This is a genomic window from Paenibacillus sp. D2_2 (assembly GCF_031199965.1).
Lineage (GTDB): Bacteria > Bacillota > Bacilli > Paenibacillales > Paenibacillaceae > Fontibacillus.
In genome coordinates, this window is sequence record NZ_CP133605.1 from 5,592,738 (window position 1) to 5,611,074 (window position 18,337).

Consider the following 18,337-nt stretch of genomic DNA (forward strand, 5'->3'; position numbering starts at 1 on the left):
TTTTTGTTTTGAAACTCCACCATACCGCCGAACATGATGCAACGAGCAATACCCAGGTACAGATAAACTTTATCGCAAACATTATTTCGGCATTCCTCCATTATCCTTAATTATACATAGGTTCAAGTCAACAGGTCTTCTACCGCACGATGGTCCGACTTTATTGACAGCTAATTAAATTTCACAACAGAACTCGCTCCGAGTAACTTAAAATTAGGGTTGATTTCACAGGCAGACGAGGTAGAGGGGGAGAGGGATTCTGGAGAAACGAAGTGGTCGCCAAGACTACTCCCTTTTATTGAAAACCCAATTTTAATAAAGATTGTTGTATTTCCTGGTCTGCTTTACTTTTGAAAGTTGCAAACTCCACTGAAGATAAAGAATTTGGAAGTTTCTGATTGATAAAGGAATCAAAATCGATTGCCGTTTTGAAAATGTGAAGCTTGTGCAGCAAAGGCAGTTGCTCCATTCCCATCAAACGAGTCAAGCCTTTACAATTCCTGATAGATAGCTCCTCCAGTGCCTTCATTTCCTGGTTAAAGCTGATTTCTTGCAGCTGGATTTGATCCTCAATAACAAGTCTATTCAGGGCTTGAAAGGCCGTAATATTGGTCAGATCATGAAAACCGCGGACTCTACTGATTTCCAGGTCCTCGATTTCATTCTCTTCAATTTCCTGAATATGCTCTCGGCCTCCAAGCAAAATGCGAAGGTTCTTCAGCTTCCTCAGCCGGTTAATAAAATGTAACGGCAGTTTGCTGATCGAATGCAGCGCGAGGTAATTCAAGTCCTCCAGATAACCTATTGCATCAAGGTTTTTAACCTTGCCCCTACATGCAACTCTTCCAGATAAGAGAACTCTTTAAAATATTGCAGGTTAAGGATCTTTTTATCCGAGATAATGTTTAAAATTTTTAGAGATCGCAACGTATCAATCCCCAAAATTTCCGAATTCTCCAGCTCGTATATGCCTAAGCTCAAACTGTACAGGTTATCCAGCTTGGCCAATGCTTCGGTGTGATGGGCCTGGACGAGACTATTGAGCTGCAGCATTTTGACATGGGGAATCCGCAAGAGATTTTGACAATCAAAAGACAGGGAATAGTGGGCGTAAAAACGTACTCCGAAATCCTCATCCCAGCGCGCGCAAAGCTCATCCACTTCTTCCAAGATGGAGCCATAAAACTCAGGGTGAGAGAACTGGACAATTACTTGGTTGCCGCCACGTAAGTCCTGCTCGATCTGAACCCGGTCCAGCGCAATAGGATTATTGATCAGTATTCTTTTTTCCATATTTTGCGCATTCGTAAATCCTCCTATTTGATCACAAGTCCATATTTACTGAAAATCCACGATTTGCTCAAGTCGTGAATCGCATCATGGCTTATACGCACAGAGGGCTTTTGCTCCTTCATAGCATCTACGTCATGCGCCGAGAAGCGAAGCGGCTTTGTCACTTTTTTAATAGCGCCCGTTATTTCATCGAAAAACGTATATGTTAACGGCTTATGGTCCCGGATATCCTCATAGATATAATACTTCCCTTTTTTATCTTCCAAATCTATTTGAAAGCCTTTAGGAAATGAAAGCAAGATACACGGCAGTTCATCCTCTGCCCATTGTCCGCAATATGGAAAATGGACACCTTCATTTCTCGCAAAAAATCCGGAGCTTTCATCATCAAACGCAACAGAAATGGAATAAACAAAGAAGGGGTGACAATCATTCCTTTTCTCCTCTGCCGCAAAATACTGATAATATGTCTGATACGCCTCATACACCTGATTCTGATCATGCTCTGTGTGGGCATAATTAGTAAGATGAAATTGCGCTTGCTTATGTTCAAAAAGCTTCAAAACGCTTTTAAACTCTTCCGGACTTATGAAGAATTTAAGTTTATAAAATCCGCTGTTCTTTAATTTGTCCATTTCTTTTCTCTCACCTCCGCTCTTCATCATCTCTATTTAAAGCAAGGAAGCGTGCCTATACAGCTCATGTATTTTCAAATTCATATTTCTCAAATCGTTTTCTGAGCGTTTCTTCGTGCGGTATCCACTCCGAATCACTCCATAAAGACATTCTTATGAGTTCTGACAGCTTATCTACGGCTTTTTCCGGACTCGTGATGCTAATCAAGTCTTCAAAATCCTCATTACGGATATCCAACGCTTTCCGCAAGTAGTCATTATTAAGACGCTCTTCTTTGAGTTGTTCATACTCATCCCTCGTCCACTGTTCACAAAAGATTCTTTCGGCCTGAATGTCTCCATTCTCGAAAAACGACAACTCGAATATTTCCTCATTCATATATCCGGTGGTCATCACTGGCTCCTCGATAAGCCGGGTCAACGTTTTGCCGATCTCCTTCACCGTACCCCATACAAAATAATCGTGGAGCACGCTGATCCAGTTCTCGTTGCTTTTGCTTACGTACATGACATCTTTGGTCTCTTCAGCCTCATTATTTGGCTTGCCTAATACTTTGGCATGCCCATCGCTTAGCTCTCTTAATGCTTCGACAGTCTTCTCAAGGTTTTTCGACTTGATATGCAAATTTGCGAATGATCTTCCCACGAAATGGCCTCCTCTAATCGCTTACTTACTCAGCCTGAATCTTGAATATATCCTACAGATTTGCTCAATGTATGTCTCTTATTTCCATTATAGTAATCTAATCGCTTGTCATGAGTCTACCTACTTTTCACCTGAATTTTGGAAATGGCAAGGGTAGAGATATAGTCTTGTCCTTTCAGCACAATCTCCAGCTCCTTCCCTACGCGCTCCGCTCCCTCATTAAAATAAAAGAGGGTGTCCCTCCGTCATTTTATGACTTTTGGGACACCCTCTGTCGAACTATTCAACTTCCCCTACAACACTCTCCAACTGTCCACAACAAAATTTTTCGCCGTTACTTGTGGTAGGGTTCACCCCGATTGATCTTCACCGCGCGATAAATCTGCTCGGTGAGCACCAGCCGCATCAGCTGATGCGGCAGCGTCATGCGCCCGAAGCTGAGCTTCTGCTGGGCGCGACGCAGCACTTGATCGGAGAGCCCATGGCTCCCTCCGATCACGAACGCGACATGGCTCGACCCGTAGGTGCCGAGCCGGTCGAGTTCGGTGGCCAGCTCCTCCGAGCTCCAGAGCTGGCCGCCAATAGCGAGCGCGACTACATGCGCGCTCTCTTCACATGCGCGAGGATGCGTTCGCCCTCGCGCTCTTTCACGATCGACACCTCGGCTTCGCTCAAGGTGTCCGGGGCTTTCTCGTCCGCAACCTCAATCATCTGGAATTTGATGTAAGGGCTCAGGCGCTTGGCGTACTCCTGAATGCCCAGTACCAAATACTTTTCTTTTAATTTGCCCACAGCAATAATTTGAATCAACATATAAATCCTCCGTCCCGACGATTAGTCCATTTCATTCATTTATTGAGAACGCCCGCGGGGCGTGATCAGTCTGCCTGGTTCTAACGAAACGTGGTATCGCTATTTGCGCCAAAAAGGGCTGTTAAAAATTCTAACGAAACAGGGTATCACTATTAATCTCAAAACACAGATAAAAGCCTGAATTCAGCCCAAATAACGATCTCCAGTTTCGTTAGATTCAAATAGTCCCGTTTTTACTTCAATAACGATATGGAGTTTCGTTAGAGATAATTAAAGTTCTAAGTTACCCGCTCCATTTTATCAAAAATCCCCATTAAAGTATCCCAGGCCGCGCAATAAACCTGCAATACATCTCGTACTTCCTGCATATCCATATATCAGCATGGCTCTAACCCCCATCCCCATCACGCGATCTGGAGGTACTTTGAATGAAACCTAAATATGTACGAGAGTTCTTCCTCTTCCCGACATCAGTATCATGTGCGTAATCTTTCTGATCAGCTTCGGCTTTCTGATTCCAAACCTAGCATCCGTAGGCCCATGGATTGCTCTAGTTATCGGCATGGTCGCCTATTCTGCTGCAGAGTACTTCATACATCGCTTTCTGTTTCATATAAGAACCCCAAAGAACCCATTCTTTCTCAAAATGATTAAGCGGCTTCATTATGATCACCACGCAAGTCCAAATGACCTACATTTGTTGTTCCTGCCCTTATGGTACTCTCTTCCGAACATCGCCATCGCCGGGGCAGCAGCCTACCTTATCTCATCAAGTCTTGTGATTACAAGAGCCTTTATTGCAGGAATAATCTTATTCTTACTGTTCTACGAATGGAAGCATTATATCGCCCATCGCCCAGTCACCCCGCTCTCCCCGTGGGGACGATGGATGAAGAAAGTCCACTTATGGCATCATTTCAAGAACGAGAATTACTGGTACGGTGTCACGAACCCCGTCTTTGACTTTGCACTCAGAACCTTTGAAGACCAGAAAAACGTAGAACTAAGCCAAACCGCACGAAATCTGGAACAACGCGGTGATAAAAAGCTTGATCTATAACTATTCCCCTCTCTAACCGTGCATTGAAATACCACTAAACGATTTCAGCCCGACAAACGCAAGGTTTGCGGGCTGATCTTATCATCACTGCTATTTCTTAATATTCGCCAGTTTCTCCTGGGCCATGCGGATCATCTCTCGGACCATAGAGCCGCCGATCTTACCGCCGATTTTCCCGACCGATTCAGTCGTCAAATCGCTGTTATCTCCCTCCGTCAGCGGAATACCCATCTCCTCCGCTACCTCGTACTTTACATCATCCGGATGGTTGGGGTCTACGTCATAGCCCTCTTTTCTCATCACTTCAGCTTTAAATGACTGCATTTGCTGCTCAACCCCGGGCACGGCATACCTTCTGCGTCTTCTAGACATATCCTCTGAATCACTCTCCACATCTATTTTGGCCTAATATGCCCTGATTCAGCAGAAGATATCCTCCATAAGGTGGTTTTTGAACACGCACTATACGTCCTTTCTTTGTACCCATCTAGTGACAGCGATCCTAACATTCGCAGGTTTCCCCTAATTTGAGACGGTGGTAGCCGCCATACCACTCATCAGCACCTTTTAACTTCAACCAATTGGCGTCGCCTGACAACACCTGCTGTCCCAAATCAGTTAAGCGAATTTCGCATTGTCTAAAAGACGGATCGGTATGCTTATAATCAGGAAAAGTATCCAAGCCCTGAATATGCAGCAGCGGGTAAGACTCCTCCGTCATCTTCCGCAATCGGTACCAATACTCTAGATCACCCATGCCAAGCACATGCAGCCGATCGCCTACATGATGAAACAACTCGTATGGATGAACAATTCCCGCCGACACAGCTTCTAACGTAACTTGTTCAATGATCCCGACTCCATTATCTCTAGAAGGAATCCTGTCCAAATGAGCCCGAAATGCAGCCTGTACAAAAGGTAATGCCTCCGTGTCTTCTTCGACGACCTGGACATGCTTACTCCATTCCTCTGATGTGTACGCCTCCCACACTTTTCGCCCTAATTGAAGCTGGTCCGGCCCAACAGACTGCCATGTCCCTGACAATGTCTGAAGCTGCTTCGCAGAGAGCTGCCCTAATCCCGGAACAACTCGATACCCGGATACGCACCGATACACAACAGATTTAACTTGGTACTTCCCAAGGATTGATGGGAGAACCAGTTCAATAGATAACAGAGCATCGTCTGATCGAACAAGTCATGCTCGAACCATAGAATAACTTCATCATAGTTAGCAAAGTTTTGGAGGACCTGTTCCTGCTCTTTACAACCCTGAATATACACTTCCGGAGGAATCCCTAGTGTTTGTTGCAAATATTGAGCACGCTGCTTAAGGTTGTCCCCACTCATCTCCCGAAATACGGGACCATGAGGATACACCTCTCTCCATACCAGAATCTCTCCTTGAACTCCGCTCTCTTTCAGCTTATCAGCAACAGAATCCCCGTTTACAATATGCAACATTTTACTGCCTCCTTCATAGAGATCGAGAAATACGGATATAAAATCAGCAACATGGAGCGAATTTTTCAGCATACGCCGCGCGTCGAACAATCTTTTCTTCAGTGCAGACACAGATACACTTAAATAGTCAGAGATCTCTTGGACGGAATAACCTTGAAAGTAATACAGTTGTACAGCAATTCGCATATTAGGTGATAATTGTGCAATAGAGGAGTATAGAATCTTTTGCATCTCTCTTCGTTCCACCAAATCTGCCACGCTGGATTGTTCACTCACAATTTGCTCTACTTCATGAATGGGTACGATGGGAAGCTGCTTTCGACGCAATATTCGATAGCATTGGCGCTCTACAATCACCTTGAACCAGCCTGGAAAAGCCGCCTGCTCACGAAGCTTAGGCAAATTCATAAATGCTTCCGCAAACGCCTCTTGAACAGCGTCTTCCGCTAAATGCACATCGCGTAATATTTCATAAGCAACGGTCAGCGCCATCCCTCTAAACTGCTGTACAATGTACTCCTGTGCTGCCCCTTCACCGCGCTTCGCGGCCTCTATCCATTGAAGCACTTCTTGATGTCCCCCTTCATCCGTCTTCTCCTATTCAAGTGCCGATAACGCTTCAAATGGTTACATATACAATTTCACTTAAGACACTTCGCATTTATGCAATATCTCTCTATACGAACTATGAACATAATCATATCAAACTTAAAATATCCTCTAAACACAGAACCTGTAAAATAGGTTAATATAAGACTATAACTATGTAGGACATTACATATTCGGAGAAAGTTACGGTGATGACATGAATATCAAGGACGCTCTAATCCTTCTATTCACACATGGGCTGCCTATTCTATTTTTTGCTTATATGGCCACGGATGTATTGCTTCGTAATAAGAGAAAGGTAGAGCATATCCTGCTTAGTCTCATCTGCTTATGTTATCTTCTTCTATTCGCTGAGGAATATGTTAGACATCAGGTCCCGCTAGAATATAGCCCAATCCTATCCGCTGTATGGTTAAGCAGTACGGGAATTCTAATTCCGGGATTTGGTGCCCATTTCCTAATCAAACTCACACATCTCGACCAAAAAATGCCGCGAGTGATCTACCCTTATGTTTTTTATTTGCCGCTGCTCTTTGTTGTCATTAATCTTGCAACCGGTGCTGACCTAATATCATCTCAACAATTCTACGAGCAAGGCATGTGGAAGCTGCCTGTTTATAATACCGGATACTACATAGCCATGACATCCAGTGTGGTTATGGACCTCCTCTTCTGATTCTCCTCATCTTTGCCAAAACAAAAGCCGATACAAACGAACAGAAATCCATCTACAATTTGTTGATCAGTGGGATTATCGCCGTGGTGATCTGGCATGGTATGTTTGGCTTTATTAATTACGGTGCCATCCTACCGCCTTATCCGTATTTATACAGTGGTATCATATGGTGCTACTTTTTGCGTCAAACGATGAGAAAGCATGATTTTCTGAGTTTGTATGATAAGCGATATGAGAAGCTATTTCATATGAATCCCGATCCAATCGTTCTTGCCGATCTGAAAGGAACGGTCAAAGAGGCAAACCCTAGGGCACTGAACTTATTGGGCTTAGATAAAATAAATTCCGTACCTATATTGGATTTGCTAGGCAGTAAGATTAAAGATCAAATTCAAGCCAGAAGAGTAATCCGCCATGATGAGACGGAGCTCCTGCTTGAGAGTACATCATTCACTCTACAAGTAGACGCCGATTATGTATGGGTTGATAATGAACAGCATGTGCTGCTGATTCTCCGTGATATCACGATGCAGAAGCAGTATCAGGAGGAAATCCAGTTTCTTGCCTTCCATGATCCTCTTACACGGATGCCGAATCGGAGATTCTTCCATGACAAATTGAATGAAGCCTTGGCAGAATCGGAGCGTAACAACGAGACACTCGCCCTCTTCCTGATTGACCTCGATAAGATCAAATGGCTTAACGATAATCTAGGACATCTGCCGGTGATGAAGTGCTAAAGCAGGCCGCCCGTATTATTAACGAGGCCGCGGCTCCCCGTGGCATGACTGCCAGAATGGGTGGAGATGAGTTTATCATGTATATTGGCCACTCACCTTCGAAGCAAGAGGTCCGCGATATTACGGATAGAATGCAGATCAGCCTATCCAAATACATGTCCAGGTATGGAGTAACTCCTGTTGGCATGAGTATTGGAATAAGCTACTACCCAGCTGATGGTATGGATGGACAAGCCTTAATCCATATTGCTGATAACGCGATGTATCAAATTAAGAAGAGTCGTTCAATACAAGAACATAAAGGAGCTGCCTCGGTTTAAAGCCAGCAGCTCCTTTACTCTAAAACACTTTCCTATAAGTTAAAATCGATTTGAGAAATGAATTATAGCGCCTGGAATAACCTCTCCCCTTTGGTCGCAATGTACTTATACATCATACCGCATACCACCAACATCATGACTCCAATACCCGACAGGATGAGATTGACGTTCACGTGGGATAGGAGCAGCAATACGGCAATGGGTATCACTATGCTGACAAAGTTCAATAACATAGATACGTATACCGATGCACACTGCTTAATCACAGTGACTTCGCTGGTCCAGTCTAGTTTAGGAAACTTCAAATTAACGATAACTCCGAGCATAGCTGAATAGCATGCATAGATCATTGGGATCACAAGCAATAGCAAGCTTTCAATCCACCCGTACGCAAAGATATCATGAGCAGCAGACAGCTAATCACCGAAATCGGAATGGTGACGGTAAGATTAACCGCTACTTTGCTAAGCAGGACAGTCTTTTTTGATACGGGCGAGCTTTTGAGTATCCATAGATGGTTACCTTCCAGAGAAATCGAACTTGACGCTGTACAGCTTAATACGATAGTCAAAGAAACGACCATTGGAGCCATTCTACCCAAGTATTCAGACAATTGTGGAATTTCTAGCAACTGTCCAAGATTCTCCGAGCTAATAAACAAGAGGGCAATCGACGCCACAAGCAGAAAAATTATAATGATACTCGTATTCAGCACATATAAGGAAGAACTGAAGTATCGACGCAGCTCCTTAATATACAAAGCACGAAAAGGAGAAGATGTTCTTAGTGACCTCATCACATATTTACTTCTTGTATGAGATGTCGTCAAACCTGTGTGTATCGCTTTATATCTTGTGCCAAGTACTATAGAGAACAAGATGAACGCCAGGACCGAAATGGCAATAAATAATAGCAATGGACCGATCTGATAGGAGCAAACGGCATCTACATACATGGCTGCAAGAGGATACATTTTAAATATCATATCCGCCAATTGTGTACTCATATCGGTAAGCACCTGCTCATTTCCATTGATACGGAACGAACCGATCATAACACCAATGATTACAACCATAGTTAGGATGAGGCCAATCATTCGACTCGCTCTAAATCGCGAGGATATCCAGCTGATCAGCGCACCTATAAGGGTAGCCGCAATAATGGGCAATAACGGAATGAACAGGACTGTAACTAGAAAAAACAGATAGTATACAGCTTCAGGATTCACTTTGATCGCATACACCGCACCAGCAGGCACAATTAGTATCAAAGTGAAAAATAAATTCAGCACATAGAGATGTAGAACACGACTCGCTACCACATGGCTTGTTTTAATGGGTAACGACATGACCAGATCATAGTCTTTATAGCCAAATAAGACTCCGCTAGCCTTATAGATCGTTGTAAAGAACCCGACCATGGATGCTGCCGCCATCATAATAGCTAATAATAGATCCATACGTTCTATTTGTTCAAAGGTCTGTGCCAGCCCGTAACTGTACCCAAAGGAAGTTGCTGCAATCAAAACCATTCCTATTACAATACTGATGCTGAGTAGAAGAAATTTACGATTTTCCTTAACATCGTGTGCGTGCAATGCTTTATTCAATCCAAATGTGGATAGCAGCTGTACCTTCATTAATCTCCATACATTCATCATTTATCTATCAACTCCAGGAACACATCTTCAAGGCTGTGATCACCCTTCACATCCTCTGTCCTTCCATGGGTGATCAACTGACCCGCTTTGATAATAGCAATCTTATTACACAGCTTCTCAGCCACATCAAGTACATGGGTGGAGAAGAAGATGGCACTACCATTCCTGCACAAGTCTGCCATGATCGTCTTTAACGTGTGAGCAGCCTGCGGATCAAGCCCGACAAAAGGTTCATCCAGAACCAATAGCTTCGGCCTATGAATCAGAGCGGAGATGATCGCAAGCTTCTGCTTCATACCATGAGAGTACGAGGAGATCAAATTGCCTAAACTGTCAGTAATCTGAAAAGCATCGCCATATTTCTTAATCAACAGCTCACGATCTGTTCGTGAGACGCTATAGAGATCGCCAATAAAATTCAAGTACTGTATGCCCGTAAGATGATCGTATAGGTCCGGGTTGTCCGGAATATACGCAGTAACCCTTTTGCAGGCAACGGGGTCCTTCTTGATCGAGATGCCGTCAATTTCTATATCCCCTTCTTCAAAGTCTAGGACACCAACCACTGAACGGATCGTCGTCGTTTTTCCTGCACCGTTATGTCCAATGAAACCGTAAATATCACCTTTTTCAACCACTAGATTCAAATCATCTACGGCCTTCTTGCCACCCTTATAGCTCTTCGTAAAATGTCTTATTGTGAGCATCTTCCCTCACCTCTCCATAGGCGTAATATACAACTTAGCGCAGCATTCTAGCTTCTTTCTATCCGCTTTGCTAGTAGAATAACTATAATACGCTTAGCCTATGCAGAACGTTCAATTGTATCCGCTATTAAATAGTCCCTCCGCCGATAATGACGCACCCATAAATAAGAGCATCACCTTGCTTCATACCTCATGCCCCCTTTTTAGCAGCCTCATTTCCGTTCATACCTTGACTGCAAGTTTCTTGTAACTTCATCATTACTTCGATTATACAAAATGACGTAACGTCACTTTCAAGAGTTTATTTCATGAAGCGACCGCGATAATAAAACAAGCCCTCCCCGAATGGGAAGAGCTTGTTGTTCTTCATATTTTATGATCACACAACCAAAAACTTGGCCTCATGATCGCATTCTTCACATTTTACTGGTGGATCCCAATCAATAAACTTCGTATGTTCTAGATCCACAACGTCCGGTGCTTCTTCAAACTCTTTAATGAACTTATCGATTGCTACATCTACATGATCTTTGCACACTACATACATATACCTAAAGCATCCTCTCTGTTGCCGCAGCTTCTCAAAGCATACGCTTCTATAATTACAGATTGCCCTGTATCTGTTCTACCATACTCCGGTGCAAAAAGGAACCAATTTGCACATACTTCTGCGTGGAAAATATGTCCCCGCCTCCTATGGGTATCCTCCTGACGATAATCAGTTACCTTCTTGACTTAAGTCAATGAACGGAATCCAGCTCCTATCTAAAATAAGAGCAGATATCTTCATACAGGAGGTTTATTCTAATGAAAACTGTTAAAAAATTATCAGACCAACGGATATCTGCGTTAACTGCCAGTACATCACTAATTGTCATGGCACTCGTAGCATTCTTTGCCTATGGCTTCATTCATGGACGCCTTGTGGTACAGGATAATCCGGCACTGACATTTCAGAACATCCTTGCCTCGGTCAACCTGTTCAAAGCCGAGCTCCTCGGATGGTTGATCATTCTAATCTGTGACGTTATCGCTGCTTGGGCGCTCTATATCGTCCTGGCACCCATCCACAAAGGTCTTTCCCTATTTGGAGCCTGGCTCCGACTTATCTATTCCGCCATGCTCGGTATAGCTATCCTGAATTTAGTGTTTGTACTACTGCTTTCCAAGAATATCCCTTATTTATCTTCATTTGACGCCAGTCAGATTCAAGCCCTAATGATGGTATCTCTTGAAGCATTTCAATCAATCTGGTCGATCGGCTTGATCATTTTTGGAGGACATCTTCTCATTGTGGGCTACTTAGCTCTCCGATCTGGCAACATTCCAAGAATCATCAGCATTCTCGTGCTGCTTGGAGGAATTGGTTATATTTCTATTCACTTATGCAATATCTTTCTACCAGACTATAGTAAATGGATCTCAACTCTTACCCTTATATTCACACTCCCAATGACTCTAGGAGAGCTGGGACTAGCCATCTGGCTGCTATTTAAAAATCCTGCTCGTGAATCCGTCTCTTGATTCGACTTAATGACTCTGGAGTCATGCCGAGATAACTGGCTAATTGATGCTGAGGTACACGTTCGGCTAAATCAGGCCTTCTCCGCACTAATGCCTTATACCGCTCTTCAGGTGTAGAGGAGATGAATGAAGACCATTCATCTTGAACCTCCCCGAGGTTCTCCTCTACCATTTTGCGGATCATCGTCTCCAGTTGTGCATATTTACTGAACATACCCTGTTCCATATCAAGATCACCAACCACCAATACACAGTCTTCCAGACAAGTTAAAGTGTAAGGGGACGACCGATCCTGTCTATAATAATTGAAAATAGAAGCAGCTTGCTCTTCGGTATAGAAATTAGAGGTCGTCTCTTTCCCTGCCTCATCGATGAAATATTGCCTTACACATCCCTTCAGAACAAAATAGCATTTCGTTGGAACGTCCCCCTGCCTAAGGAGTACTGTCCCCTTCTTATATTCCTCCATACATATATCATCAATAATCGCTTGCTGTTCTTCTTCGCTAAGCGTTGTAAACTTAGACAGATACTTCATTAATATGCTTCTCATTGGGATCCCTCTCAGGTTCAGAAATTACGATGAACTTCATTCTCTATTTGTTATAGACTATAACATGAAATGATTTAGTCCCATAGATCGCCTTAATTAACAATTGACGGCTTTGGAGCTATCAAAATAAAATTGGAATATATTATGAGGATTAAAGAGCTTCCCTCGAACGTTCACAAGCGAAGATGAGTGATTCGAATTAGCAGGCTCCATAGAGAAAAAGGGGACGACAAATGCGAAAAATAACGGTAGCCGCATTGATCATTTTTTGCGGTTTGTTCATTCTGATGACAACGTACCAGCTGGCTGCCAATCGATCCGTTGAGAGCAGCCTTCCTGAAGCTGTGAACGGCAAAATGGATTTATCACAATGGAACTTCGCCACGGACGGCAGCGTACGCTTGGATGGAGAATGGGAATATTATCAGGATCGGCTACTGAATCCAGAAGATCCTAAGGCAGAGAATCGTCCTCCGGTGATGACGGGATATGTTCACGTACCGGATCAATGGGATCGTTATAAGGTCGTAGGGGGAAATGAATCTGCTTATGGACAAGCTACTTTCAGGCTACGAGTCGTACTACCGGAAGATAAAGGGCGGATCTATGGGATCAGACAGACCAATATCAAAACCGCTCATAGACTGTTTGTGAATGGCCTAGAGATCGGCTCTCGCGGGCAACCTGGGACGGACAAGCAGGCGACAGTGTCCTCCAATGCACCTTATGTTCGTTATTTCTCAGTAGACGGTAATACAGCAGACATCATTATACAGGTCGCAAATTATCGGTATTTTCAGGGTGGGATAACCCATTCAATATACTTAGGAGATCAGAAAGACATCCAATCTGCACGTGAGATGGCCGTTGCCAAAGATTTGATCGCTGCTGCGGTGTTCTTGTTAATGGGCAGCTATTTCATTGTACTGTTCTGGATGCGAGGACTTGAACGTTCTTGGCTTTATTTTGGCTTATGCTGTCTTTCGATGTGCCTGTTCACGTTGACACACGGCGAGAAAATCACGACACTGCTTCTTCCGGGAATCCCTTATGAGCTATATACCAAAATGCAAGACTTTACCGGTGTGTCATCGGAACTATTTCTACTATTATATGCGAAGCATTCCTTCCCCGGTCTGTTCCACAAACTCGCGTTGCGAGGATTTGGAGCGCTGATTGCTGTACGAATGTTGGTCATTCTAGTGACTCCGGCATCTATTTTTTCCCATTTAAGCAACGTAAGTTTCGTCTTGACCTTTGTAGCGGTTCTTTATGTGGTCTTCATAATGGCTGTAGCTGCGATGCGAAATATGGAAGGTTCGGTATATATGCTAATCGGAGCGCTGTCGCTGCTTACAATGGATGCGGTATCCACCCTGCAATTTTTCGGAGTTGCGGCAGCCTCTTCCGTTCAAAATACCGCATGGATATGTTTTGTTATCGCACAAGGGCTGTTATTGTCCGGAAGGTTCGTGAATGCATTTAATACCGTACATGAGCTTTCGAATCGGCTGCGTTCCATGGACCATTTGAAGGACGAATTTCTGGCCAACACGTCCCATGAGATGAGGACACCGTTACACGGTATTATCAATATTGCCCAATCACTGCTGGAAGGCGCAGCAGGTCCAATGACGCCGCAGCAGGAGGAGAACGTAGCGCTTATTGCAAGTTCCGGCAAGAGAATGGCTAATCTAGTGGGTGATCTGCTCGACTTCTCCAAATTGAAGCATGGAGAGCTCGTTCTAAACCACCAGTCCGTTGCTTTACGTCCGATTGTACGCATTGAATTGGAGTTATTCCGCCATCTGGTGGGAGATAAGCCAGTCAGTCTTATTGACCGTACCAGTAATCGGCACTTTGTCTACGCAGATGAAGACCGCTTGACGCAAATTTTGAACAATCTGCTCGGAAATGCACTAAAGTTTACTGCTTCAGGGGAGATCATCGTATCAGCGAAGGAAGAGGACGGCTGGCTGGCGATATCCGTAGCGGATACCGGTATTGGCATTCCGCACGATAAGCTGGACACGATATTCGAATCGTTCGAACAAGCTGGCAGCTTGATAGCCCTAGAGTATGGTGGTACGGGGCTTGGGCTTAGCATTACAAAGCATTTGGTCGAATTGCACGGCGGAACGATTCAAGTGAAGTCAGAGCCCGGTAAAGGTTCCGTATTTACGTTTACAGTGCCGCTTGCCACAGCGACGGATAAGTATGAGGATGAGATGGAGAGGGATAGTTCCGATGCTTGGCTGGAGACGGCAGCCGCTTCTCATGCCTCTTGGGTGCAACCTATTAGGCTGGAGGGTGATGGAGCTTTCACCATTCTTGTTGTGGATGACGACGCTACCAATCGACAAGTGCTGCTCAACTTTTTATCGATGGAGAAGTATACGGTTATTGCCGTATCCAGTGGGATTGAGGCGATCCGCCAGCTTGAGCGTAACCGGCGAATTGATCTGGCGGTTGTCGATCTGATGATGCCTGGCATGTCCGGTTACGAGGTATGCCAGAGCATTCGCAAGCGATTCTCGCTATCCGAGCTGCCGGTGCTGCTGCTCACGGCAAGAAATAGACCGGAGGAAATCATGGCAGCGTTCGATGCCGGTGTTAATGACTTTCTGGGCAAGCCGGTCGAGGCGGGTGAGATGAAAGCTCGTATTCGGACCTTGCTAAAGATGAAGAAGTCAGCTAGCGAATTAGTAAGCGCCGAGATGGCCTTCCTACAGGCGCAGATCAAGCCCCATTTTCTGTACAATGCACTAAATACGATCTCCGCTTACTCGCTTGATGATGCACAAGCTGCCCGGGACTTGCTGGCCAAGTTTAGCCAGTATTTGCGACGCAGCTTTGATTTCAGAAATCTGGACAGACTGGTTCCGCTGCGTAAAGAGCTCGAGCTTGTAGAGGCGTACCTATCGATTGAGAAAGCCCGTTTTGGAGATCGTCTACACATCGTGTACGACATAGAGGATAATGTGAACTGTCTGCTACCGCCACTCGTCATTCAGCCGTTAGTGGAAAATGCGGTGCAGCATGGCTTGGCCAACCGGAAACAGGGAGGTACAGTTATCCTCTCCATTCGAGCGGTAAAAGACAATGTCGTTATAACGGTAGAAGATAATGGATCAGGGCTTCAAAAGTCTCTCGCGGATCAATCACCTGAAAAAAGTGAAAAGGCAAACAGCGGCGTTGCACTGAAAAATATCCAGCAACGGTTGATGCGAATCTACGGCCACGGTTTTAACATGGATAGCAAGGCGACCGGAGGTACGGTCGTTACGATTCATATTCCGAAGGGAGAACACAATCATGATTAGAGTAATGGCGGTCGACGATGAACTGCCAGCATTGAGAATGGCCGAAAGTGTACTACGAACCTTCGACGATGTGCAGATTTGCGGTCTTTATAATGATCCGGAGGAGCTGCTAGAGCAAATGGACACGGTGGACGTGGACATGGTGTTCATCGATATCGAAATGCCCGGCATGAGCGGTCTTGAGTTAGCTGGCCGGATTCAAGAGCATAAGTCCGACGTCGCTATTGCGTTCGTGACAGCCTATGAGCATTATGCGGTCGATGCTTTTGAGACGGAAGCGCTCGATTATGTGATGAAGCCAATAACGGTGGAACGGTTACGTAAAACATTGGATCGGGTTACCAAGAAGCAAGGGGCAAGAACTGTGAATACACATTTGAAACGCGTGTCTGTTCAAAGTCTAGGGCGATTTGCCGTGGAATCCGAGGATGGAAAGAAGCTGAAATTCCACAGAGCAAAGACGGAAGAGATGCTTGCCTTCTTACTTCATCAACAAAATCAACCCATTTCCAAAGAAAGTATAATGGATGCCATGTGGGGGATCGAGACGCCGAGCGGGCGCAGTCAATGCTGTATACGACGATGTATCAGCTGCGCAAAGAGCTAGAGGCGTTCGGATTATTCGAAGTTATAGAGCAGAGTCGAGCTGGTGGGGGACGTTACCGTTTATTATGGGCTCCGGACAACTGGGATTACGATGAGTTTGAGATCATGTACCAACAATTCATAGAAAGCAATGATAGGACGACAGCAGCAAGCGCAATAGAGTTGTATAGAGGCGGGTATTTGACAGATAACGGATATGAATGGGCGACGGAAAAAAGGATCGTATTGGAATTGAAGGTCGTCGAGCTGCTGGAATATATGGCCGATTACGAGGTTAAGCAGCGCCGATTCGGGTCTGCATTATCACTCTTGCAAAGGTGGGAGAATTTACAGCCATATACGATACGTGTTCATGACAAAATTATTGCGCTCCATCTACTCATGAGCAATGCGGACGCGGCCGACGCGCATGAGAAGAAAGTAGAAGACTTGTTTGCCAGCGAATTGGGCATTTCTCCGGACATTGATAGGAAGATATTGGAGCTACATCCTTTGTCAGTATTTTAAATAGAATGAAAGCGGCTCTCCCGACTACAGGACGGGAGGCCTTTTTGTTATGTTCAAATTCGGTTCAAATTCGATAAGTATAATGTCGAACAGAGGCGAATAGGGAAAGAAAATGATTTAGTTACCACATATCTATCTCTAGAAGGAGGACATGATGAGAACGAAGTTTTTCAAAGGATTTCTGATTTTCAGCTTAATGCTGCAATTATTTATCAACGTATTTGCCAATCCGGTCGCTCAGGCGGCATCTCTTGATATTCGGGACAACTACACGATTTCTACGGTTGCCGGAACGGGGGTGGCTGGAAATGGTGAGAAAGGGCTAGATTTGTATATGGCTGGCCCCCAGGGCATAGCTCTCGATTCGGCTGGCAATATATACTTTGCCGAATTCAGTTCCCACAGAGTTCGCAAGCTTGCGCCGAATGGTCAAGTAACAACGGTCGCAGGCAATAGTATCCCCGGCAGTGACGGAATGGGTGGAGCGGCCACGGCAGGTCAGCTCTATAGTCCAAGAGGGATTGTGCTGCTTGGCCACAAGCTGTACATTGCAGATCAAGGAAGCAACACGATTAAAATGGTTGATTTGGATACCGGAATCTTAACCAAGATCGCCGGAACAGGAACTGCTGGGTTTGCGGACGGCCCGGCTGCGAATGCGCAATTCAATAGTCCTTATGCGATTGATGCAGATACAAACGGAAATTTGTACATTGCGGATTACTCCAACTATCGTATCCGGAAAATCGATAAGAACGGCAACGTTACGACCGTCGCAGGGAATGGAACTCAACCGGCGCAAGGCACTGCCGACTGGGTTCCGAATAATATCGACGCCCTGTCTGCCAAACTATTGAGCCCTGTATCTATTAAGATAGATAAGGTTGGAAATATCTATTTCGGTACAAATGCGAATCTCCTCCAAAAGGTAGATGCATCAGGGAAAATATGGAACGTAATAGGTAATGGGTCATTGGGCGACCCAAACAACGGAGCCACAGCCGCCTCGGTGGCGTTTGCCCCGCCAATGGGATTGGATATCAAACCTGGGACGAATGAAATTTACATAACCACGACTTTTTCTAGGAAAATATACCGTTTGGATGCTGCTGGAAAAATAAATACAGTCGTAGGTAGGGAACTTATCCACCCGTCAATAAGGACGATGGACCTGCGTCGACCAGGGACTTAGATTATCCGA

Annotated in this window: 18 protein-coding genes and 3 pseudogenes; 8 read left to right on the forward strand and 13 right to left on the reverse strand. The window is 44.8% G+C overall.

Annotated elements, in window-relative coordinates:
- Nucleotides 1-295: 295 nt before the first annotated feature.
- The 5 genes and pseudogenes from RE628_RS28585 to rlmH form a co-directional block, all read right to left on the reverse strand.
- Nucleotides 296-787, reverse strand: a complete 492-nt coding sequence (locus RE628_RS28585) for a hypothetical protein (RefSeq protein WP_309156711.1) — start codon at nt 785-787, stop codon at nt 296-298.
- A 14-nt stretch (nt 788-801) separates the two neighbouring features.
- Nucleotides 802-1,293, reverse strand: a complete 492-nt coding sequence (locus RE628_RS28590) for a hypothetical protein (protein ID WP_309156713.1) — start codon at nt 1,291-1,293, stop codon at nt 802-804.
- Nucleotides 1,294-1,316: 23 nt separating this feature from the next.
- Entirely contained in the window at nt 1,317-1,928 is a 612-nt protein-coding gene (locus RE628_RS28595; protein ID WP_309156715.1) for a hypothetical protein, read from the reverse strand.
- Between the two features lie 64 nt (nt 1,929-1,992).
- Complete coding sequence (locus RE628_RS28600) at nt 1,993-2,574, reverse strand: hypothetical protein (RefSeq protein ID WP_309156718.1); 582 nt, start codon at nt 2,572-2,574, stop codon at nt 1,993-1,995.
- Between the two features lie 334 nt (nt 2,575-2,908).
- Nucleotides 2,909-3,387: pseudogene (gene rlmH / locus RE628_RS28605) on the reverse strand (23S rRNA (pseudouridine(1915)-N(3))-methyltransferase RlmH).
- A gap of 428 nt (nt 3,388-3,815) precedes the next feature.
- Here rlmH and RE628_RS28610 point away from each other — a divergent pair.
- A pseudogene (locus tag RE628_RS28610) lies at nt 3,816-4,447 on the forward strand (sterol desaturase family protein).
- A 90-nt stretch (nt 4,448-4,537) separates the two neighbouring features.
- Here the strand turns inward: RE628_RS28610 and RE628_RS28615 are convergent.
- From RE628_RS28615 to RE628_RS28625, 3 genes are all read right to left on the reverse strand, one after another.
- A complete protein-coding gene (locus RE628_RS28615) occupies nt 4,538-4,819 on the reverse strand; it encodes a small, acid-soluble spore protein, alpha/beta type (RefSeq protein ID WP_309156720.1) in 282 nt (93 codons plus the stop codon).
- A 130-nt stretch (nt 4,820-4,949) separates the two neighbouring features.
- Nucleotides 4,950-5,564 carry a hypothetical protein gene (locus RE628_RS28620; protein ID WP_309159612.1) on the reverse strand — a complete coding sequence of 205 codons (615 nt, stop codon included), beginning with the start codon at nt 5,562-5,564 and terminating at the stop codon, nt 4,950-4,952.
- Nucleotides 5,522-6,478 (reverse strand): sigma-70 family RNA polymerase sigma factor, encoded by a 957-nt coding sequence (locus RE628_RS28625; RefSeq protein WP_309156722.1) that lies wholly within the window; start codon nt 6,476-6,478, stop codon nt 5,522-5,524. The genes RE628_RS28620 and RE628_RS28625 overlap by 43 nt, the downstream gene beginning before the upstream one ends.
- A gap of 238 nt (nt 6,479-6,716) precedes the next feature.
- Between RE628_RS28625 and RE628_RS28630 the strand changes: the two genes are divergently transcribed.
- Nucleotides 6,717-7,196, forward strand: coding sequence for a hypothetical protein (locus RE628_RS28630; RefSeq protein ID WP_309156724.1), 480 nt, complete (start codon nt 6,717-6,719; stop codon nt 7,194-7,196).
- A gap of 191 nt (nt 7,197-7,387) precedes the next feature.
- Nucleotides 7,388-8,256, forward strand: a pseudogene (locus tag RE628_RS28635) (diguanylate cyclase domain-containing protein).
- Between the two features lie 62 nt (nt 8,257-8,318).
- Here RE628_RS28635 and RE628_RS28640 read toward each other — a convergent pair.
- From RE628_RS28640 to RE628_RS28655, 4 genes are all read right to left on the reverse strand, one after another.
- The gene (locus RE628_RS28640) at nt 8,319-8,627 is read right to left on the reverse strand and encodes a hypothetical protein (protein ID WP_309156726.1); all 309 of its coding nucleotides are present in this window, start codon (nt 8,625-8,627) and stop codon (nt 8,319-8,321) included.
- Nucleotides 8,612-9,916 (reverse strand): putative ABC transporter permease subunit, encoded by a 1,305-nt coding sequence (locus RE628_RS28645; RefSeq protein WP_309156728.1) that lies wholly within the window; start codon nt 9,914-9,916, stop codon nt 8,612-8,614. The genes RE628_RS28640 and RE628_RS28645 overlap by 16 nt, the downstream gene beginning before the upstream one ends.
- Nucleotides 9,913-10,623 (reverse strand): ABC transporter ATP-binding protein, encoded by a 711-nt coding sequence (locus RE628_RS28650; protein ID WP_309156730.1) that lies wholly within the window; start codon nt 10,621-10,623, stop codon nt 9,913-9,915. Before RE628_RS28650 ends, RE628_RS28645 begins: the two co-directional genes overlap by 4 nt.
- Nucleotides 10,624-11,002: 379 nt before the next feature.
- Nucleotides 11,003-11,170, reverse strand: a complete 168-nt coding sequence (locus RE628_RS28655; RefSeq protein ID WP_309156733.1) for a CxxH/CxxC protein — start codon at nt 11,168-11,170, stop codon at nt 11,003-11,005.
- Nucleotides 11,171-11,430: 260 nt separating this feature from the next.
- On the opposite strand from RE628_RS28655, the gene RE628_RS28660 reads away from it, so the two are divergent.
- Nucleotides 11,431-12,147, forward strand: a complete 717-nt coding sequence (locus RE628_RS28660) for a DUF4386 domain-containing protein (protein WP_309156736.1) — start codon at nt 11,431-11,433, stop codon at nt 12,145-12,147.
- Here RE628_RS28660 and RE628_RS28665 read toward each other — a convergent pair.
- Nucleotides 12,116-12,700, reverse strand: a complete 585-nt coding sequence (locus RE628_RS28665; protein ID WP_309156738.1) for a Crp/Fnr family transcriptional regulator — start codon at nt 12,698-12,700, stop codon at nt 12,116-12,118. The two genes, RE628_RS28660 and RE628_RS28665, sit on opposite strands and share 32 nt — an antisense overlap.
- Before the next feature lie 233 nt (nt 12,701-12,933).
- Here RE628_RS28665 and RE628_RS28670 point away from each other — a divergent pair, with 233 nt between their 5' ends.
- From RE628_RS28670 to RE628_RS28685, 4 genes are all read left to right on the forward strand, one after another.
- Nucleotides 12,934-16,023, forward strand: coding sequence for a hybrid sensor histidine kinase/response regulator (locus RE628_RS28670; RefSeq protein WP_309156740.1), 3,090 nt, complete (start codon nt 12,934-12,936; stop codon nt 16,021-16,023).
- The gene (locus tag RE628_RS28675) at nt 16,016-16,630 is read left to right on the forward strand and encodes a LytR/AlgR family response regulator transcription factor (RefSeq protein ID WP_309156742.1); all 615 of its coding nucleotides are present in this window, start codon (nt 16,016-16,018) and stop codon (nt 16,628-16,630) included. The genes RE628_RS28670 and RE628_RS28675 overlap by 8 nt, the downstream gene beginning before the upstream one ends.
- Complete coding sequence (locus tag RE628_RS28680) at nt 16,591-17,136, forward strand: AfsR/SARP family transcriptional regulator (protein WP_309156744.1); 546 nt, start codon at nt 16,591-16,593, stop codon at nt 17,134-17,136. The genes RE628_RS28675 and RE628_RS28680 overlap by 40 nt, the downstream gene beginning before the upstream one ends.
- Before the next feature lie 151 nt (nt 17,137-17,287).
- Nucleotides 17,288-18,328: an NHL domain-containing protein gene (locus RE628_RS28685; RefSeq protein ID WP_309156746.1), complete on the forward strand. Its 1,041-nt coding sequence runs from the start codon at nt 17,288-17,290 to the stop codon at nt 18,326-18,328.
- The last annotated feature ends 9 nt before the right edge of the window (nt 18,329-18,337 follow it).